The organism is Pseudomonas sp. MDT2-39-1 (assembly GCF_054898085.1).
Map to the genome: position 1 here is coordinate 4797185 of NZ_CM142716.1, position 19283 is coordinate 4816467.

The 19283-nt window shown below is 57.8% G+C and carries 21 protein-coding genes, 1 tRNA gene and 2 pseudogenes; 6 read left to right on the top strand and 18 right to left on the bottom strand.

The features are described from left to right. Positions 1–57: 57 nt before the first annotated feature. The 3 genes and pseudogenes from ACYZTM_RS22400 to ACYZTM_RS22410 all read left to right on the top strand — a co-directional run. Positions 58–902: pseudogene (locus tag ACYZTM_RS22400) on the top strand (diguanylate cyclase domain-containing protein); the annotation flags it as partial. Positions 903–1050: 148 nt separating this feature from the next. After that, positions 1051–1209, top strand: a complete 159-nt coding sequence (locus ACYZTM_RS22405; RefSeq protein ID WP_131063210.1) for a KGG domain-containing protein — start codon at positions 1051–1053, stop codon at positions 1207–1209. Positions 1210–1282: 73 nt separating this feature from the next. After that, positions 1283–1786, top strand: coding sequence for a DUF4142 domain-containing protein (locus tag ACYZTM_RS22410; protein WP_461984717.1), 504 nt, complete (start codon positions 1283–1285; stop codon positions 1784–1786). Positions 1787–1852: 66 nt separating this feature from the next. On the opposite strand, the gene ACYZTM_RS22415 is transcribed toward ACYZTM_RS22410, so the two are convergent. The 3 genes from ACYZTM_RS22415 to ACYZTM_RS22425 form a co-directional block, all read right to left on the bottom strand. Next, complete coding sequence (locus ACYZTM_RS22415; RefSeq protein WP_131063208.1) at positions 1853–2263, bottom strand: low affinity iron permease family protein; 411 nt, start codon at positions 2261–2263, stop codon at positions 1853–1855. Between the two features lie 278 nt (positions 2264–2541). Beyond that, entirely contained in the window at positions 2542–3081 is a 540-nt protein-coding gene (locus tag ACYZTM_RS22420; protein WP_461989184.1) for an AidA/PixA family protein, read from the bottom strand. Between the two features lie 124 nt (positions 3082–3205). Continuing rightward, the gene (locus ACYZTM_RS22425) at positions 3206–3709 is read right to left on the bottom strand and encodes an inclusion body family protein (RefSeq protein WP_046046162.1); all 504 of its coding nucleotides are present in this window, start codon (positions 3707–3709) and stop codon (positions 3206–3208) included. A 530-nt stretch (positions 3710–4239) separates the two neighbouring features. On the opposite strand from ACYZTM_RS22425, the gene tam reads away from it, so the two are divergent. Continuing rightward, positions 4240–5010, top strand: a complete 771-nt coding sequence (gene tam / locus ACYZTM_RS22430) for a trans-aconitate 2-methyltransferase (protein ID WP_131063207.1) — start codon at positions 4240–4242, stop codon at positions 5008–5010. Positions 5011–5271: 261 nt separating this feature from the next. Here tam and ACYZTM_RS22435 read toward each other — a convergent pair whose 3' ends face one another. From ACYZTM_RS22435 to ACYZTM_RS22475, 9 genes and pseudogenes are all read right to left on the bottom strand, one after another. After that, the gene (locus ACYZTM_RS22435) at positions 5272–6000 is read right to left on the bottom strand and encodes a class I SAM-dependent methyltransferase (RefSeq protein WP_131063206.1); all 729 of its coding nucleotides are present in this window, start codon (positions 5998–6000) and stop codon (positions 5272–5274) included. 422 nt (positions 6001–6422) lie between these two features. Further along, positions 6423–6692 carry a short-chain dehydrogenase gene (locus ACYZTM_RS22440; RefSeq protein WP_461984720.1) on the bottom strand — a complete coding sequence of 90 codons (270 nt, stop codon included), beginning with the start codon at positions 6690–6692 and terminating at the stop codon, positions 6423–6425. A 478-nt stretch (positions 6693–7170) separates the two neighbouring features. Then, a complete protein-coding gene (locus ACYZTM_RS22445) occupies positions 7171–7578 on the bottom strand; it encodes a type II toxin-antitoxin system HicB family antitoxin (protein ID WP_461989186.1) in 408 nt (135 codons plus the stop codon). 36 nt (positions 7579–7614) lie between these two features. Next, positions 7615–7794, bottom strand: a complete 180-nt coding sequence (locus ACYZTM_RS22450; protein ID WP_131063204.1) for a type II toxin-antitoxin system HicA family toxin — start codon at positions 7792–7794, stop codon at positions 7615–7617. Positions 7795–8093: 299 nt separating this feature from the next. Continuing rightward, a tRNA-Gly gene (locus ACYZTM_RS22455) sits at positions 8094–8167 on the bottom strand. A 162-nt stretch (positions 8168–8329) separates the two neighbouring features. Beyond that, positions 8330–9214 (bottom strand): alpha/beta fold hydrolase, encoded by an 885-nt coding sequence (locus ACYZTM_RS22460; protein ID WP_131063203.1) that lies wholly within the window; start codon positions 9212–9214, stop codon positions 8330–8332. 312 nt (positions 9215–9526) lie between these two features. Beyond that, a complete protein-coding gene (locus ACYZTM_RS22465) occupies positions 9527–10219 on the bottom strand; it encodes a pseudouridine synthase (RefSeq protein WP_131063202.1) in 693 nt (230 codons plus the stop codon). Between the two features lie 32 nt (positions 10220–10251). Beyond that, the gene (locus ACYZTM_RS22470) at positions 10252–10470 is read right to left on the bottom strand and encodes a cysteine-rich CWC family protein (protein WP_131063201.1); all 219 of its coding nucleotides are present in this window, start codon (positions 10468–10470) and stop codon (positions 10252–10254) included. Positions 10471–10476: 6 nt separating this feature from the next. Continuing rightward, positions 10477–10704: pseudogene (locus tag ACYZTM_RS22475) on the bottom strand (GGDEF domain-containing protein); the annotation flags it as partial. Positions 10705–11083: 379 nt separating this feature from the next. Between ACYZTM_RS22475 and ACYZTM_RS22480 the strand changes: the two are divergent. After that, positions 11084–11569 carry a hypothetical protein gene (locus tag ACYZTM_RS22480; RefSeq protein WP_461984723.1) on the top strand — a complete coding sequence of 162 codons (486 nt, stop codon included), beginning with the start codon at positions 11084–11086 and terminating at the stop codon, positions 11567–11569. Between the two features lie 64 nt (positions 11570–11633). Here the strand turns inward: ACYZTM_RS22480 and ACYZTM_RS22485 are convergent, their stop codons facing one another. After that, positions 11634–12746, bottom strand: a complete 1113-nt coding sequence (locus tag ACYZTM_RS22485; protein WP_461984725.1) for an enoyl-CoA hydratase/isomerase family protein — start codon at positions 12744–12746, stop codon at positions 11634–11636. A gap of 132 nt (positions 12747–12878) precedes the next feature. Between ACYZTM_RS22485 and ung the strand changes: the two genes are divergently transcribed. Continuing rightward, positions 12879–13571, top strand: coding sequence for a uracil-DNA glycosylase (ung, locus tag ACYZTM_RS22490; protein WP_461984727.1), 693 nt, complete (start codon positions 12879–12881; stop codon positions 13569–13571). Between the two features lie 102 nt (positions 13572–13673). Here the strand turns inward: ung and ACYZTM_RS22495 are convergent, their stop codons facing one another. Genes ACYZTM_RS22495 through ACYZTM_RS22515 form a run of 5 tightly spaced genes read right to left on the bottom strand, consistent with a single transcriptional unit; the run spans position 13674 to position 19049 of the window. Beyond that, on the bottom strand, positions 13674–14714 hold the full coding sequence (locus ACYZTM_RS22495; RefSeq protein WP_461984729.1) for an AbrB family transcriptional regulator: 1041 nt from the start codon (positions 14712–14714) through the stop codon (positions 13674–13676). After that, positions 14707–16221 carry a tripartite tricarboxylate transporter permease gene (locus ACYZTM_RS22500; protein ID WP_131063196.1) on the bottom strand — a complete coding sequence of 505 codons (1515 nt, stop codon included), beginning with the start codon at positions 16219–16221 and terminating at the stop codon, positions 14707–14709. The genes ACYZTM_RS22495 and ACYZTM_RS22500 overlap by 8 nt, the downstream gene beginning before the upstream one ends. Position 16222: 1 nt before the next feature. Further along, a complete protein-coding gene (locus tag ACYZTM_RS22505; RefSeq protein WP_461984733.1) occupies positions 16223–16681 on the bottom strand; it encodes a tripartite tricarboxylate transporter TctB family protein in 459 nt (152 codons plus the stop codon). Positions 16682–16739: 58 nt separating this feature from the next. Beyond that, the gene (locus ACYZTM_RS22510) at positions 16740–17717 is read right to left on the bottom strand and encodes a Bug family tripartite tricarboxylate transporter substrate binding protein (RefSeq protein ID WP_131063194.1); all 978 of its coding nucleotides are present in this window, start codon (positions 17715–17717) and stop codon (positions 16740–16742) included. 39 nt (positions 17718–17756) lie between these two features. After that, positions 17757–19049, bottom strand: a complete 1293-nt coding sequence (locus ACYZTM_RS22515) for an OprD family porin (RefSeq protein WP_461984735.1) — start codon at positions 19047–19049, stop codon at positions 17757–17759. Between the last annotated feature and the right edge of the window lie 234 nt (positions 19050–19283).

A 19283-nucleotide genomic window follows, 5' to 3' on the forward strand; every position in this document is an offset into this window, starting at 1 on the left:
CTGATCGGTCAGGGAGGGTTCTTTTTTACTGCATTGTCCGGACACCCTCATCACACCATGGCAACCAGAAATTCCGCGCCGTTGGCGAGCTACATCGATCTCTTGCTGGACGCCGTCTGTGCGGTGGATAAACAAGGTCGCTTCGTATTTGTCAGCGCGGCCTGCGAGCGTATTTTCGGCTACACCCCCAACGAACTGATCGGCCAGCCGATGATCGATCTGGTGCATCCCGCTGACCGGCAGCGCACCCTCGACGCCGCCCGCGAGATCATGGGCGGCGAGCCGAAGCTCAACTTCGAAAACCGCTACCTGCGCAAGGATGGCGCGATGGTGAATATCCTGTGGTCGGCGCGCTGGTCTGAAGTCGATCAGCTGCGCATCGCCGTGGCCCGGGACATCACCGAGCGCAAGCAGGCCGAGTCCAATACGTCTGCGCCCAGGTCGCGACCGCGATCGAGCGCAAGCAATTGCATGCCCGACTGCAACGCATGGCCCTCAAAGACTCGCTGGCGCTGGCCCGCGCGTACTCCGCACGAATGGCGCTGCTGTACGTCGACCTTGACCGCTTCAAGGAAGTCAACGACACCCACGGCCATGCGGTCGGCGACATGCTGTTGCAAGCGGTCGCCAATCGGCTCAAGGGCTGCGTGCGCGAGACCGACACGGTGGCGCGCATCGGTGGGGATGAGTTCGTGGTGTTGTTGCACAGCATCCACGCGACGGAAGACGCTGAGCGCGTGGCGGGAAAAATCCGTCGGGTTCTGGCCCAACCCCTGCGCCTGGACGGGCACAGCGTAAACATCCAGCCGAGTATGGGTGTCGCGCATTATCCTGAGCATGGCACCGAAGAAAAGCAGCTGTTCCGGCATGCCGATGAGGCTATGTACGCCGCCAAGCGCCAAGCGCCAACATCACCAGCGCCTCGGGGCCTGAAAAATCTGCCACCGTTCGTCGCAGCGATTCCAACTTTTCTAAACCTTTGTGGGGATCGAAATTCAGATTCTATGCGGGCTCCTGCTCGCCGCGATCATCACCAAGAGGTAGAGAATCATGCCTAACTCAAGAAACTCGAACTCGGGAAACTTCACCAACGATCGAACGAAGGCGTCTGAAGCCGGTCGCAAAGGTGGGAAAACTACCACTACGACTGTCGATAAAGAGCCTGTGAAACCCGATATGGGCCGCAAAGGTGGTCAGAAGTCGAAGTAGTCGCAAGGTGGTTTTGATTGAGAGGCGGGGGTGAAAGCTCCCGCTTGAATTTTTTTAGAAGGAGGGCGCGACCATGAGCCGAATGGCCACCCGATTACGCACTGCCAGTTTTGTCACGTTGCTGGGCCTGTTTGCCAACAGTGCCTTCGCCCAGTCTCCCGTCGAATTCATCAACGATGCGTCGGCCAAAGGCATGGCCGACATCGAAGCCAGTCGGCTGGCGCACCAGAAAACCGAATCCAAAGAGGTCAAGGACTACACCATCGTGGTCATCAATGACCGTACGACCGCCAACCAGCATCTAGCGAAGATCGCCAAACAACTGGACTTGCCGGTTGCCCCACGGGAAGAAGTGGTCGACAAGGCAAAAGCCTTGATGCCGGAAGTGAAGGACGGCGCGACTTTTGACCAGGCCTACGCCGCCAGTCAGGTGAAAACCACCCAGGAAGCCATTGAGCAACTTCAGCAAACCGCACAGACCACCGACGTGCCGGAAATCAAAGCCTTCGCCGAAGAAACACTGCCAAAATTGCAAAACCATCTGCAAATGGCCAGGGCGCTTCAAGCGGGTCGATAACACCCCGTTTGAAGACGTTTGTAGCAAACGGCCCGTGATTCACATCACGCGCCGTTTTGTTTGTGCTCAGCACTCATTCAAATCCTGTTTGCGCTTGTTCGAAGCCGTCAGCCCTGCCAGACCATGCACCTCGTTTTCGCCCATGGCGCGGTAGTGTTTACGCAGCGCCTCCAGTTGCTTGAGGTCCAAAGATTCCAGCCCGAGCATGGCGTTCTGCGCCTCTTTGTTCACCCGCAGCAACTCATCGATTTTCAAGTGCAGGATGTCGGTGTCGCGGTTCTGCGTGTTCTGGATCAGGAACACCATCAGGAATGTGACGATGGTGGTTGAGGTGTTGATGATCAGTTGCCAGGTGTCGTTGTAATCAAAAATCGGCCCGCTCATTCCCCATACAGCAATCAGAATCAGAGCCCCCATGAACGTCTTGGGACTGCCGGCCCACAGGGCAAGTTTCTGCGAGATTTTTGCGAATTTCATTGCCGTGTTCCTTATAGGGATGCGCCTGAATTTCAGACAGCGACGGCGTGTTGAAAATTCTACTTAAAAACCCTAATTCTGCGGTGCCCCGATCGTTGCAGCTGGCGAAGCCTGCGTTCGGCTGCGCAGCAGTCGTAAAACCTGAGTGTGCGTTCTTCCTGAAAAGCCGCATTGTTTGATTTCACGACTGCTGCGCATTGACGCCTCGGCTTGGGCGAGTCCATCCAATTACAAAATTGCGTTTCGGCTGACATGAAAGGCAAACCTTGGTGGCCGGTTCAGTCCGTCACCTTCACATCAACCGCCCAACGGAAATACCCCAACGCCTCGCAGTTTCTATCAACCAGCATGAAGCTCAGTGCACACGCCTCGATCCCCGAGGCCAATTGCGTGCAACGCCAATAATGATCATCGGCCGTGTGGCTGCCAGGTACGTTAGGGTTTTCAGCATCGGGTGCAGGCACGCTCAGGTTTTCCTTCACCACCAGTTCAGGCGTCGAAAGTACTCCGGCATCACCTACAGACATCTCGTAAAACACCACACTGTGCTCCGCAAGCAAGCTGACGGTTCTGCCGCGGATACGGAAAGTAGATCCAATGCCAACGGGTAACGCGATTGAGCTGTCATTTATTGTACTTTGTGGTGTCGGAGATCCGTTGATGGCGAAGATGAAGCCATCTGCAATCGTCGTCGGACTTTTCGGCTCGATACTGGGTTCTGGATAGCGTGAAAGCAGCGATTCAGCATCAACAACCAGCAACACGTTGTTGGCAGTCGCGACACTGGATGAAGGGGATTTGATCGGTTCGGAAGTCATCATGGATTCCTTTCATGATGTTGACGCACAACGGCAGCCGCTTCGGTTCATGCAAGACATCCCGTTCCTGTCGAGGCGGCAACGAACTTGGCAGACCCCTTGTCGCCAAGGGGCCGGACCATCGTCAGTTACGGATGGTAATGAACGGATCCCACGAACAGCAGCCTACGATCTTGCAATCGCGATCCACGATCAGGAAGTGGAAGTGGTAGGTCACGCTGCCGCACGACAGGGTTTCCGAAGACCAGTAATGGTTATCGACTTTCTGGCAGCTCGGCACCGACGGGTTGCTGGTGTTGGGAACGGCAACGCAGGCTGTAGCCTTACGTGGCGTGGGTGTAGAGATCAATTCGTTGCCGACGTTGCCGATGAACTTGTAGAAAATCACTGCCGTCTCGAAGCTCTGCGACAGGCTGGTTTCACGCCAGCGAATCAAGTCGCCTACCTGGGCCTTCAGATTCAGTTCGCCACCGGCCTGGCCACTGACCACGTTGTTCTGATTGGTCACCATGTACACATGATTGACATCGATTAACGTCGGCGAGGCGGGATTTTTGCTGATGTTCGGGTAGTTTTTCAGAATGGTTTCAGTGTCGATTGAAACCAGTACATCCGTGACTCGAGACATAGTAAAACTCCTTGTTCATAGTGAGCGCCTGGCATCTTTCCAGGCACAACAACGCTTGCTTGCCTTGCGGCCGCTGCGAAAACACTACGGGCGGAACCCACCGATAACGGGAGATAAGTTGGCCTTGCTCCCTGCGTGCAAACTGATAAGTCGGGTTCCTTCCGACGGCCGCGATTAGGACTATAGATGCGAAACAGAGGCTGTCAAAATTGATGGGCTGCATGTTCGACGAGCGGTCGATATAGTTATGACTTCCGATGATTTGGCGATAAAAAACAGCTCATTCAAATCTGCTTTGCTCCACCAACGCCAAGTGATGCCAGTTCAGGCAATAGACAGATATGACCTGTTACAAGATCCGTGGGCCAGGTAGGAGCATGGCTGGAAAGGGGGGCAAGTTTGTTATTTCAACTCGGGGTCAACTGACATCTTTCGCCATAGGTCGGATAGGGCAGGGCGCACCGGTCGGGGTATCGTAGCGAACCGGTTGTGCGCCTCTGGCCACGACATCGCACCGACAGGAGAACGCAATGAGTTGGTCCGCCAAACAATACGTCGCTTTTGAAGATGAACGCACCCGCCCGGCCCGTGACTTGCTCGCGGCGATCCCGCGGGTGGATGCGCGCTCGGCCATCGACATCGGTTGCGGCCCTGGCAATTCGACCGAGTTGCTGGTGGAGCGCTTCACCGATGCCACGGTGCGTGGCCTGGACAGTTCGACCGATATGATCGAGGCCGCCCGCAAACGCTTGCCGCAACTGCAATTCGACACCGCTGACATCGATACCTGGAGCGAAACGGGCCCGTTCGATGTGATTTTCGCCAACGCGGTGTTGCAGTGGGTGCCCGATCACGCGACGTTACTGCCTTCACTGGCCGCTCGACTGACCCCGGGTGGTAGCCTGGCCATTCAGATGCCCGACAATCTCAACGAGCCGTCACATCGCTTGATGCGCGAAGTCGCTGCCGATGGGCCGTGGGCCAGCAAGATGGCGGACGCTGCTGGGCAACGCACGGAAATGGCGAGCGCCAGTGATTATTACTCGATGCTGCGACCGCACTGTGCGCGGGTCGACGTATGGCGCACCACCTACCATCACCCGCTCGCGGGCGGCGCGTCGGGCGTGGTCGAGTGGTTCAAGGGCAGCGGCTTGCGGCCGTTTCTCGAACCGCTGGATGAGGCGGAAAAAGCGCAGTACCTCAAGCAGTACCAAGCCGCTATCGAGCAGGCGTATCCGGCACTGAGCGATGGTTCGGTGCTGCTGCCTTTCCCGCGGTTGTTCATCGTCGCGACTCGCTAGTGCAGAAAGGGACGGATCACGCTGAGCGTTATCTGTCCCTTTGCCTGGCACTCAAGTACTCAAAAATAAACGAAGCAAAGCCGAACAACCCAATCATCGAAATGATCATGATCCCCAACTCTGAATTGTCCATGTTGATCTCTTGGCGATGTGTGAGCTGGCACAATAAAGGATCTGTGGTCAGGCCCAACGCAGCACTACTGCTTCTTTACTGACTTCCCGGAATCCATACGCAAAAATTACGAAAACCCGGCCAGGTGCTCAGCGCTGAACGCCGACCAGCATCATCATCGGTCGCTCCCGCTCTTCGGCCAGGGCCGGTTGTACCGCCACCTCTGCATCGGTCGGGCCCCATTCGTTGACCTGCTGGATGCTGAAACCTGCGCCAATCAGCGAATTGAGTAAGGTGCCCATAGTGCGGTGCTGCTTGATCACGCCTTCGGCCAGCCAGTGGGTTACGCGCTCGCCTTCCAGTTGATAACTGTCCACTGGCCAGCGCTTGTTCCCTTCGTTATCAATCAGCCAGCCCGGATTGCGCGGGGCCATGAAGATTGGGTGTTCGATGGAGAATACGAAGCGTGAACCAGGTTTAAGTGCCGCATGGATTTTCGCGAACAGTCCTGGGAGATCCTTGATGTAGTGCAGCGCCAAGGAGCTGTATGCCAGATCGAAACCGGCTTCGGGCAGGTCGAGTTGTTCCAGGTCGGCACGGGCGTATTGGATATTGGTTACCGACGTCGTGTTGCGTGCCTGCTCCAGCATTTTTTCCGAGACGTCCAATCCAAGCACGCTATCGGCGCCGTGTTCACTGGCCCAGCGACAGAACCAGCCATAACCGCAACCAAGGTCTACGACCTTCAGGCCTTTCATGGGTGGCAGCATTGCTTTTAACGCGGGCCATTCGGGTGCAGCGTCGAGGCCGCCGATGGAGCGGGCCATTTGGCTGTAGCCCTGAAAAAATTCCGGGTCGTCGTAGATGTTTTGAGTCATGTTCGAGGTGCTCTGTTGAGATCGTTTACGGGCGGCACCTGATGTGCGGCCGATTGGGTTCCCTCGAAAAGTGACGGCGCGTGTTCGTTGATGGCCGCGCAGGGAGAGGGCGGTTGAAGATAGGGGAGATGTTATCGGGTCGAGTCAGGAGGGGGAATGAGTTGTACGTTGGGGATTTGTAAGCTCGATTCAGTTGCAAACCGTCATCCAGAATAATGCGAGGCAGTTCAGCGTGACACGAACCTGTGGCGAGGGAGCTTGCTCCCGTCGAACTACGCAGCAGGCCTTTTTGGGGCCGCTTCGCGACCCAGCGGGAGCAAGCTCCCTCGCCACAGTGACACATCGCTCATGCGATCTCTTTCTGACCAATGTTGGCCGGCCATGACACGCAAAAGGCACCCCGAAAGGCGCCCGGTTTTACGTCAGGACGGTTCTGCGTCCATGCGTCGAGCAATGACGTCCAGCACATCGCAACCGTCGCGCAAGGGCACGCAACAGAGCAACGCAAAGTCGCTGAGGATCACCGAGTCAGACGTGATGTCACCTCGCATCGCGAGGTTTTCAAGAAGCTGCGTCACGGCCCGAATTCTGTAACTGGCGGTGCTGAGCAGTGAATGCCGCGGTTGGGTGGTATTTACGTAGAGCGAGGGAAGGTCGTCGGCGTTGCTGGTTAAAGCCATGTATTCGTTCATGAGTAGAGCTCCATTGGGTTAAGAGGTCTACCACTCAATCGTCGCCAAACGAAAAGGGTGGCAGCTGTACGCAGGTTGGCGAACCGGACAATGGACAACCCGGCAGACCCGAAGGTCTCCCGCGCACAGCTACCAAAAAGCAGGCAACTAAGTGCTTTAAAGCGATCCGAAAACTGCTCGGAAGCTTTTGTTCATTGGATCGAGTCGCCAAACCCGAAGCGCCATTTTGGCGCCGGCTCGACTATAGGCCTCGATGCAAATGCACAGCAATGCGCAAGTCTACGGACAATTCCCACCGTAGTGTAGGACCTTGCCTTTTCGATAATTGGCCACTTTCGTGCCACTAGTGAATGGGTTCTCGACAGCTAACGGCAGGCGTCGACTGATCGTTCAGGATGAAAAATCAGCGGTTCACTAAATCCCACCCACAAAAAACCGGCCACTCACGGCCGGTAGAAACATCACTGCAACAAGGTCATCAGCTTTGCTGCAACACCTTCAATGCTGCTGAAGCCAGAAAGCCCGAACGGCTTTTCTCTTCCGGATGATGCAATACGTACTCATCGATTCGGTTGAGCAAGTATCCGGGCAATGTGATGTTCAGCTTCTGGGCTTTACCCAAATACTTGGTGACATCAATATCCACCACAGCCCAGGTGCACCCCGCATATTGCGGATTGGCAGCATGCAAGGTGACTTTGTTGGCAGGCGGGATCGGCGAGCCGTCCTCTGCCAGAAGCTCGAAATGGCCCTCAATGGCTTCGCGAGCCATTGCCATAGCATCATCTAAATCCTTACCGGCTGAGAAGCACCCTGGAATATCCGGTACTTCCACCCCCCAAGCGTGTTCGTTATCGCCCATTGAAATTGCAATTGGGTAAAGCATGTTCATTGTCCTCCTGGGACGCCGCGTATGAGATTGTCAGAGCAGCGCCTGTTGCAAGATACTCATGGCCGTTTTTTTGAGCAGATCCTTTTTCGGATGAGGAATTGTTACCAGCCCCGGTTTGATCGGATGCTTAAAGTGATGATGACTGCCCCTGATTCGCACTAGGTACCAGCCATCCGCAACGATTTGGCTTATCAAAAATCGGCTATTCACATCACCTCCCTGTGGTGTGCTTAGGTGGTTACTATACCTACTGAATTTTTATGATCAACACTATAACCACTGAGCCTTCCAGGGCACCGATGGTAAGGTGACAGGAAACGAGTTAGGAGGACGTGAGGAGATAGTTAGGGAGATGGCCTCAGGTGAGTCGTTTTCTGTATTGCAGGGTTTTGCCATCCACCCTGCGCTCGCGTAGCTCAAAATTCAGACACAAAAAAACCGGTCATCAAGACCGGTTTTTTCTTTACCTGCATCCCCTGTCAAAAAACAACGCGAGACCGAAATTCGATTGGAGCGGGTGAAGGGAATCGAACCCTCGTTATCAGCTTGGGAAGCTGGAGTAATGCCATTATACGACACCCGCTCAGAGCGGCTGACTTTGTACCAGATGTACGCGTGGAAATGAAGTTTTTCTTTGCGCGAGACGGCTTTATCGCCGGGTGAAACACATGCAGTGACCGCGTGACGGTCATTCGCGGGCAAGCCTTGCTCCTACAGGGCGAAGCTTGCTCGCGATGACTCTGTTTCAGATGGCCAATGCATGTTGGTCCTGGACGTAGTGGTAACGCGGTCGGCTAGCGTGTTGCGCCGGTTTCAGGAAGCCCAGCAGTGCGTCGCGGCTGTCTCGGCAGGCAGCTTTGTGCTCCATGTCGAGAAAGTGGCCGGTGGCCTGTAAGGTGCTGAAGGTGGCGTTTTGCACGTGGTTGGCGAACAACCGGGCGCCATCGGCGGCGGTGTATTCGTCCCATTCGCCGTTCATGAACAGCACCGGCACGTTGATTTTCTCTGCGGCTTTGAGAAAGCACTGGCGATCGCTGTTGAGCAGGTCGCTGATGTGGAAGTGCATCTGCCCGTATTCATGCTCGGCCAGGCTGCTGACGTGGCGATAGTTGAAGCGCTTGAACAGCGTCGGCAGGTGTTTGCCGATGGTGCTGTTCACCAGGTTGCCGACCCGGTCGCCGTCACGGCTGCCGAGGTAGTCAACACCGCGCTCGAGGTAGTCGAGCATGTGCGCGTTGATCTCCGGGGAGAACGAGCTGATCACGGCCTTTTCGATGCGCCGTGGCTGTTGGGCCAGGGCGACCAGGGTCGCGGCGCCACCCCAGGAAAACGACAGCACGTGTTCGGCGCCGAAGTGGTCGATCAGCTCCAGGAGGATCTGCCCTTCGACTTCCTTGGTCAGCAATTTCTCATGCAGGTTGTGGGCTTTTGACTTGCCCGCGTAGGGCTGGTCGTAGCAGACCACATTGAACTGTGGATGAAGGTTTTTCACGGTTTGTGCGAACGACGCAGTCGTGGCCATCGAGCCGTTGACCAGGATAATGGTCTTCTCTGCGGCGTCTGCGCGATAGAACTCCGTGTAAACCCGATACTGACCCTGTATATCCAGCACAGCGATTTCTGGCCTCATGTCATAAGACTCCAAGCAAGCGGGTATGCGCGCAAATGAGATTGCACGAGCTTTGTGACAGGTAGGCATACGCCTGGAATTTGTAGGCCCATGTCGATCCAATGCAGTCCGGTCGACGGGTATTGTTATTGGCGGGCAGTCTGTCGGTCTGAGGCGGAACCTGAGGGTTCTCTACCGGCAAAAAGTTTCTTAGAAGTATGTTGTGACTCGTCGGTCACATTTCGGCCGACGTCCTGATTCAAGCAGGGGTCACGTGATCGCGCAAGTGTCATTCGTAAATTGTTCGACAACTTCTGCTCAGCGGTACGCTGCTTAGATCAAATGGATCTCTTCGGTGCGTAATGCGCGGTACTCGCCCGGTTTCAGCGCATTGTCGAGCACCAGCGGGCCCATGCTTTCGCGGTGCAGGCGCAGCACCTTGTTGTCGAAATGGCCGAACATCCGCTTCACCTGGTGATATCGACCTTCGACAATGCTCAGCCGCGCCGATTTTGCCCCGAGCAGCACCAACTCGGCAGGTTGGGTGGTGAGATCCTCAAAGGCGAAGTACAGCCCCTCGGTGAACGCGACTGCATACTCCGGGCCGATGTCCTGCTCAGTCTCGACGTAATAAACCTTGGGCAGTTTGGTCTGTGGTTGGGTCAGGCGTCGCGACCAGCTGCCATCGTTGGTGATCAGCATCAGACCGGTGGTGTTGAAATCTAGCCGACCGGCGATGTGCAGCTCATCCTTGTCCGGCTCATGGATCAGGTCGAGTACGGTCGGGTGCTCCGGATCACGAGTGGCGCTGACGCAGCCGGCTGGCTTGTGCAGCATGAAGTGACGCACCGGTTTGCCGACTTGCAGCACCTCGTCATCGACCTCGACACGGCTGAACTCGCGTACCTCGGCGTGAGGGTCACTGACGATTGTTCCGTCGATCCTGACGCGTTTTTCCACCAGCAACAGACGTACCTGCTTACGGTTGAAGCGCGGCAGGTTGCTGAGGAAACGGTCAACGCGCATGGCTAGAGGTCGGTGGGAAAGGGTCGCGCATCTTACGTGATCGGCCGGGCGGATGCTTGCAACTGCGCCTCGACCTGAGCGCAGCCGGGGCACAAACAGGAGATGTCGCGCAAGCCGGCCGGCAGCGCTTCGAGCACTGCCGGGTCGATGCTGACGCCGTAGCACCAGCAGGCTCGATCGGCGGTTCGCGGGTCGGCCAGCGTACAGTCGTTGGAGGCGCCGCACGCCGGGCAGAGGTCAGGCTTGCTCATTTAGGGTTATGCATAACTGGAGTGAGGCATTTCCACGCAGGTGCGGTTACGGCCGGCTTGCTTGGCCCGGTACATCGCATGATCAGCCCTCGAGAGCAGCGTGTGCAAGGTGTCATCGGTCTGCAGGGTGGTAACGCCGATGCTCACGGTCAGCTGCAAGGCCTTATCGTTGTAGGCATAACGCTGTTGCTCGACATGCTGACGATTTTTCTCGGCGATCATCAGACCGGTCTTGCAAGTCGAAGCCGCGACGGTTCGGCAACTCGGTCAGGCTGTCGAGGATCGCCTGGGCCCCCAGAAGGCGCGCGCGGATCGGGCAGAGCCTCGGCGAGCTCGACAGCATGAAGGGCCTGGTCATCCAACTGCCCAAACCTCACAGCGGCAGCTACGAATATTCCGTCCGGGGCCAGGGACACCATTACCCATTGGTGCGCAGTTGCACCGTAATGGAACGCAATTTGATGAAAAACCTTTCATCGGCGACCTGTTTCAACTTGTTGCGAGAGCGCACCAGATTTCCAATTCGATGTCTGATCCTTTGACAGTCACCGAATAATTGACTGTCGCCTACCAGCGTCGCTGGTGTGGCTCACTCGCGGTCCAGGAGGCCGCCATGCTCCGTCGAAAAAAGCTCTGCCAAATTCTTCTGATAGCTGTATTGGGATTGTCTCTTGGTGCGTGCGTGCCCTATTCCGATGGAGGAGCCACTTACTACCGTTCCGAGGTTTATACGTCCCCAGCGCCGTATTACTCCGGTGGCGGGTCTTATTACTCCAATGACGGTTATTACACGGCGCCGCGCAGGTATTACTCACCGCCTGCCCGGTATTACCAGCCAACACCGCGGTATTACTACCAGCCGCGGATTTATCAACCGGCTCCGCGCTACTACCAGCCGGCGCCACGAGCCGACTACAGGGCCCATCAGCATCGCGGTTGGGATGGTCATGGCCGTGACGGTTGGGAGGGTCATAGCCGTGGCGGTTGGGACAGTCGTAACCGTGGCGGTGGGAACAAGGACTATCGCGGCGGACGCAACAATCACGGCGGATGGGGCGACCACAACGGTCGCGGCGATGGCCGAGGCAGCCACCGCTAACTGTCCACAAAAGCCCTCCATAAAAAAGCGGCGCATGAAGCGCCGCTTTTTTTGTGCCCGATTTTCAATACACCGATAGATCAGCCAGAGGATGCCGACCTTCCCAGGCCTTTTGGAAATGCGCTTGCACCACCGCATCCGGTACGTTGTTGATGTCCGGCCAATGCCAGCGAGGTTTCTGGTCCTTGTCGATCAACCGCGCACGTACACCTTCGCTGAACTCCGGATGACGGCAGCAGTTGAGGCTCAGGGTGTATTCCATCTGAAAGACTTGCGCCAATGACAGGTGCCGGGCGCGAGTAATCTGCTCCCACACCAGATGAGCGGTCAGGGGCGAACCTTCGCTCATGGTTTTCGCGGCACGGCTGAGGAGCAGATCCGTGTTGTCGCGCAGCTGGCTGATGGCCTTCCAGGCGCAGCGCACGTCACTGACATCCAGCAGCTCATCGATCTGCTGACGTCGTGGCAGCCACTGGGCTTCGGGCATTTGCGCGAGCGCTTCCTGCTGCAACGCCTTGAGCAGGCTGTTCAGCTGCATCGGCGTCTGTTCCTGCCAGTTCAATTGCAGCAGGCCTTCGATCAGCTTTTCTTGCTGTTCATCGAGCAGGAAACGGTCGGCAAGGTCCAAATCGATCGCATCGCGACCGTTCATATGAGCGCCGGTCAGGCCGAGGAATAATCCGAGCTTGCCGGGCAGACGCGACAGAAACCAACTGGCCCCGACGTCCGGGTACAAACCGATACTGATCTCCGGCATCGCCAGTCGGCTGCTTGGCGTGACAATCCGGATGCTCGCCCCTTGCAGCAGCCCCATGCCGCCGCCGAGCACATAACCATGCCCCCAGCAGATCAGCGGTTTAGGGTACGTGTGCAGATTGAAGTCCAGGCGATATTCCGCCGCAAAGAAGTGCGCGGCCAACGGCGGCACTTCGCCTGGATGGGTGCGACAGGCTTCCACCAGGCTGCGGACTTCACCGCCGGCGCAAAAGGCCTTGGCGCCCTTGCCGCGCAACACTACGCAGACGATTTGCGGCTCTTTGGCCCAGGCCTCCAGTTGATCGCGCAAGGCGTTGATCATTGGCAAGGACAGGGCATTGAGGGACGTTTCGGCATCCAGGCTGGCGATGCCGATGCGTGCGCCGTCGGTGCCGGTGAGTTCTTCGAAGTGCAGATTCATCGTGACCTCGATCGGGAATTTGAGCGTTCAGTATGATCGCTATGCAGGAAAGTGCCGGATCTGCGTCAGATCAATTGACAAGCGTGATGGGCTTTCCTAGGGTTCGCTCCATTGTTTTTGCCGGATGTAACCATGACTGCTGACGACCGTATCAAACTCGAACCGAGCTGGAAGGAAGCACTGCGTGCCGAATTCGACCAGCCCTACATGGCAGAGTTGCGTAATTTCCTGCAACAGGAGCGCGCGGCGGGCAAGGAAATCTATCCTCCGGGACCGATGATTTTCAGCGCACTTAACTCCACACCGCTGGACAAGGTCAAGGTCGTCATCCTCGGACAGGACCCGTATCACGGCCCGGGACAGGCCCACGGCTTGTGCTTCTCGGTGCAACCGGGCGTACCGGCGCCGCCGTCATTGGTGAACATCTATAAAGAGTTGAAACGCGACCTGAACATCGACATCCCGAGTCACGGCTGCCTGCAAAGCTGGGCCGACCAGGGCGTGCTGATGATCAACACCACCATGACCGTGGAACGCGCCAACGCCAACGCGCACAAGGACAAGGGGTGGCAGTTTTTCACCGATCGAATCATTGAAGTGGTCAGCCAACAGCAACCGCATCTGGTGTTCATGCTGTGGGGCGCCCATGCCCAGAGCAAGCAGAAACTCATCGACGCCACCAAGCACCTGGTGCTGACTTCGGTGCACCCGTCACCGCTGTCCGCCTATCGAGGTTTTCTGGGGTGCGGGCATTTCAGCCGGACCAACAAGTATCTTGAGCAGAATGGCGAAACGCCGATTGAATGGCGGTTGCCGCCGATTTGAAAAGCTTCGCGGGCAAGTCGGATCGCCGCCCGCTCGCTCCTACAGAATCCTCGCACGACCTGTAGGCGCGAGGCTTGCCCGCGAAGGGGACGACTCGGTCTTTCAGACAGAATCCGGCTCGCGATTCCAATACCTGAACAACGGCTCCGCCAGAAACAACACAAACAGCAGCCGCATCACCTGCATCGCCGTCACCAGCGGTACGGACAATTGCAGGGTCTCTGCCGTCAGGCTCATTTCAGCAATGCCGCCGGGCATCATGCCCAACGTCAGCGAACGCAGATCCAGGTGGGTCAATGCGCTCAAGCCCAGCGCCGCCGCTGTGGCGATCAACATGGTCAGCACCGTCCCGACCAAGGTCCTGCCCATGAATGAAGGGGCGCGACGGAAAAACTGCCGATTGAAGTGACAGCCCAATCCGCTGCCGATCAGCCATTGGCCGATCTGGCTGCCACCATTGGGCAAGCCGATGTGCAAATCCCAACCAATGCTCACCGCCGCACTCACCAGCAACGGCCCGAACAGCCACGGGTTGGGTTGACGAAGACGTTCCCAGATCCAGGCCGCCAACGCGCCTGCCGGGAATAGAAGGGCCAGCCACCACCCATTGACGGCGGTTGGATGCAAGATCGGTGCGCCGTAACCCAACAAATATTTGAAGGCCGCCGGCACACAGAACACCACGACCAACACCCGCAAGCTTTGCCCTGCCGCAACGCGGCTGAGCACCGCGCCATTACGTGCGCCGAGGTTGACCATCTCCCCGGAGCCGCCGGGCATGCTGGAAAAGAACGCGGTGGCGCGATCCTCGCCGGAGCGCCGCATCAACCAGACCCCGACCACGGCGGACAGGCTGGTGATCAACGCACCGAAGAAGATCAGACCGAAGTGGCTCAACACCTGCTCCATCACCACCGGGGTGAAGTGCAGGCCGATGCCGATACCGACGACCCACTGGCCGCACTTGCGGCCGCCAGGGATTTCCGCCAATTGCCAGGGTGTCAGGCAGCGTACCAGGATGATCGCCAGCAACGAGCCGACCATCCACGGCAGTGGCCAGCCAATCTGGCTGGCTAGGTAACCGCCCAACAGACCGACCAGCGGGGTTCCCCACCAGGCTTTGAAGGGTGTTCGATCAGACATCGGCGATAGCGCGCCGGGCTACCGAACGTTTGCGCCAGATTCGCAGGATCGGCACCAGCAGCATCACTGCGATCAACGCCCAGACACCCATGGTGATCCCGCTCGACCAGAGAATCTCCAGTGAACCGTTGGAGATCGACAAGGCTCGGCGCAGGTTCTGTTCCATCAAACCTCCGAGGATGAAGCCCAGTAGAACGGGCGATAACGGAAAGTCCAGCTTGCGCAGAATGTAGCCGAAGATGCCGATGCCGATCATCAGGAACAGATCGAAGGTGGTGGCATGCACCGCGAAAACACCGATAGCGGTAATGATCGCAATCATCGGCACCAGCGCCCAGTTCGGCACGGCGAGGATGCGGGTGAAGATGCGGATCATCGGGATGTTGAGGATCACCAGCATGATGTTGGCGATGAACAACGACGCGATCAGGCCCCAGACGATGTCCGGTTGCTGTTGAAACAGCAGCGGGCCCGGTGTGATGTTGTACAGCGACAGTGCGCCGATCATCACCGCTGTGGTGCCCGAGCCTGGAACGCCGAGGGTCAGCATCGGCACCAGCGCACCGCAGGCTTCGGCACCGATGGCGGTTTCCGGGGCGGCGAGACCACGCTTGTCGCCTTGTCCGAATTTTCCGCTAGGGCCAGCGATACGTTTCTCGGTCATGTAGGCCACGGCACTGGCCAGAGTCGCCCCGGCCCCCGGCAGCACGCCCATGATGAACCCGAGTACACCGCAACGCATGTTCACCCAGAACACCGAAGCCGCTTCCTTGAAGTTGAACATCATGCGACCGGTGGCTTTGAACGCTTCCTGGCCTCGGTGGGTTTTTTCCAGCAGCAAGAGGATTTCGCTGATGGAGAACAGGCCCAGTACCAGCACCACAAACTGAATGCCGTCGGTCAGGTGAATGTTGTCGCCGGTGAAGCGATAGACACCGCTGTTGGCATCGATGCCGACGGTGGACAGGAACAGGCCGATCAACGCCGCAATAAACGTTTTCAGCGGTCGATCGCCGGCCATGCCGCCGAGGCAGACAATCGCGAACACCATCAGTACGAAGTATTCCGCGGGTCCGAAGGCAATCGCCCATTTCGCCAGAATCGGCGCGAAGATCACCATCCCGCAGGTGGCGATGAAGGCGCCGATGAACGAGCTCCAGGCCGACAACGACAGCGCAACGCCCGCCATCCCTTGACGCGCCATTGGGTAGCCGTCGAGGGTGGTCATTACGGTGGAGGCTTCGCCCGGAATGTTCAGCAGAATCGAACTGATCCGGCCGCCGTACTCGCAGCCCAGGTAGACCGCCGCCAGCAGGATCAACGCCGATTCCGGCGGCAGGCCCAGGGCGAAGGCAATCGGGATCAACAACGCGACGCCGTTGATCGGCCCAAGCCCCGGCAGCAGGCCGACGACGGTGCCGATGAGCGTGCCGCAGAGCGCGGTCACCAGGTTGTAAGGGGTCAATGCGACGCCGAAGCCGTGACTCAAATAACCAAGCGTATCCATATCAGTTCTCCAGAACGTCGAGCAGGCCCAGAGGCAGTGGCACGTCCATCACTTTGTCGAACAGCAGGTACAGCCCGACACTCATCAGGCTGATAATCACCACGCTCGGCAACCAGCGCCCGCCGTACAGGCGTGCCATCGGAATGCCAATCAGCAGGCTGCTGAGGATGAAGCCCAAGGGTTCGAACAGGCCGGCGAAGATCAGCAGCAACACCACGCAAAGGCCAATCTTGGTCAGGGTTTCGCGATCCATCGGCGGATCTTCATCGGTGTGTTTGATGGGCGAGGGGCGGTACACCATGTAAACCAGCCCCAAACCCATCAGCCCCAGCATCAAAAGCGGGAAGGCCCGTGGTCCGATCGGTTCGTAGGAAAAAGGCGCCTGGTAGGGCCAGGCCATCAGCACCAGGCTGAGACAGGCCAGCAACAGCACCGAAGCAAAAATGCGTTGTAAGAGCATGGGAAACTCCTGTGCCACGGCCCCGCGAAACGGGACCGTGGCCGCTAGACAGAGGCGATCACTGGATCAGGCCGAACTCTTTGGCCAGCACTTTGTAGTCCGCAACCTGCTTCTTCACGTAGGTGTCCAGCTCCGGGCCGGTCATGGCGAACGGGAAGAGCTCACGTTGATCGCGCAGCTTGGCGAAATCGTCGGATGCCAGCAGTTTGTCGAAGGCGCCTTTCCACCAGGCGTAGTCTTCGTCGCTGACTTTTGGCCCGAGGTAGAAGCCGCGAACCACTGGCCAGACGATGTCGTAGCCTTGCTCTTTGGCGGTCGGAATATCTTTCATTTCCGGTTCGTCCAGACGCTTCTCGGAGAACACCGCCAGCAAGCGCATGTCCCCGCTCTGGATGTGCGGCATGGAGTCGGAGATGTCGGTGCTGCCCACCTGGATGTGGCCGCCGAGCAGGGCAGTGGCGATTTCACCGCCGCCTTCGAGGGCGACGTAACGCAGGTCGCGCGGGTTGATCCCGGCGGCCTTGGCGATCAGCGCGGTCTGCATCCAGTCCTGGCTACCGACGGTGCCGCCGGAGCCGATCACCACTTTGCTCGGGTCTTTCTTCAGTGCCTGGACCAGATCGTCCAGGGACTTGTAAGGTGAGTCGCTTTTCACCGCGATGGCGCCGTAGCTGGTGCCGACGGCGGCCAGCCAGCGAACGTTGGTTTCATCGAAACGACCGAACTTGCCCTGGGCCAGGTTCAGCAGCGAACCGCTGGACCACGCCACCAACGTGCCGGCGTCGGCCGGACGTTGAGCGACTACCGCGTTGTACGCCACCGCGCCGACACCGCCGGGCATGTAGGTCACGCGCATCGGTTTGGTCAGCAGTTTTTCGTTCACCAGCGCGCTTTGCGCCAGTTTGCAGGTCAGGTCGAAACCGCCGCCTGGCGAGGCCGGGGCGATACATTCAGGGCGTTTTGGCTCGGCCATCAGTTGGCCGGCGAACAGCATGCAGCTGGCGGCTAGAGCAACTTTACGCAGTGATAAGTTCATCTTTGTCTCCTTAAGAGTTTTTGTTATGGACGTACTGAATTACCAAAGGGCAACGCTATAGCTCACCAGCAGACGCACTTCATCGGCATCGCGAGCGGAGTAGTTGGAACGGTAGGTGGCATTACGCAGGCGTACGGCAACGTCCTTGAGGGCGCCGCTTTGTACAACATATTTGATCTCGGTGTTGCGCTCCCACTCTTTGCCTTCGTCGCCGTTCTTGAGCTTGATGTTGTCACCGCTGAGGTAACGGCTCATGAAACTGAGGCCGGGAATGCCGAGCCTGGCAAAATCAAAGTCGTAGCGCGCCTGCCAGGAGCGTTCTTCGGCGCCGGCAAAGTCGTTGATCTGCACGAAGTTGACGAGGTACGGATCGCTGCCATCAACGTACGGGAACGCGCTGTCGCCGGACATGTGCTGATAACCGGCGCTGAATTTATGCCCGCTCAGGGCATAGCTCACCAGACCGTTGAGGGATTTGTTGTCGATCTTGCCGCCACGGGCTGCGCCCTGATCGTCGCTGATGGCCAGACGCAGGTCTGTGCCGAAGGTGCCGGGGCCAAATTTTTCCGATGCCACCATGCCGAGGAAGTGCTGGTTATAGACTTCATCGAGTTGTGCAAAGTGGTAACTGCCGGTGATCTTGTCGGTGAACTTGTAGTCCACGCCGCCAAAGTCGAAGTGTTTACCGGCCGCGGTGCCGGCGAAGCGGCTGTTTTTGTTGTTGAGGGCAATGTCCTCGAAATCGGTGCTGTCGCGGTCCTTGGCTTTTTCCAGTCGCCCGCCGGTGAAGGTCAGGTTCTTGATCTCTTTGGAGGTCAACGAGGCGCCTTCAAACGTCTGCGGCAGGATACGCCCGTCGTTGGGCTTGAGGATCGGCAGCTCCGGAATCAGGCTGCCGATTTTCAGTTCCGTGGCCGAGATTTTCACTTTGCCGGTCAGGCCCAGCTTGGAATATTCATCCGCCGCCCGACCGTCATCGTGGGTCGGCAACAGGCCGGTGCCTGTGCGGTCGGGACTCGAATCAAGTTTGACGCCGAGCATGCCCAACGCATCGACACCGAACCCCACGGTGCCGTCGGTGTAACCCGATTGCAGATTGAGCATGAACCCCTGAGCCCATTCGTCCCGCTTCGATTGCTGGGCGCTGGTGCCGTCGCGAAAGTCACGGTTGAAATACATGTTGCGGGTTTCGAGGGTTGCCGTACTGTCTTCGAAAAAGGCAGCCTGGCTCAACGGCGAAAAACCGGCGAAGGCGGCGGCACTGGCAAGGGCGGTGTGGCTGAGGCGAGAGAAACGAACAGGCGGGCGAGCCTGAGTCTGCGTAGACAGCATCGTGAAATACTCCGTTTTATTGTTCTTATTTGGCGAAAACGCTTCGAGGCGTTTTTCGTATCGCTATGTGCGTAGCGACGGCAGTCGAAACTGTCCGTGGCTGGACTCTAACGGGCTAACCTTTCGCTAACCTTTCAGCAGACTTTCGCGGTTTTCAGGCTTCACAGTGGCGGATGCGGCTGTAAACTCCGCGCCAAAGAATGGCGTCGACCATCCCTGAATGAGGTAAAGATC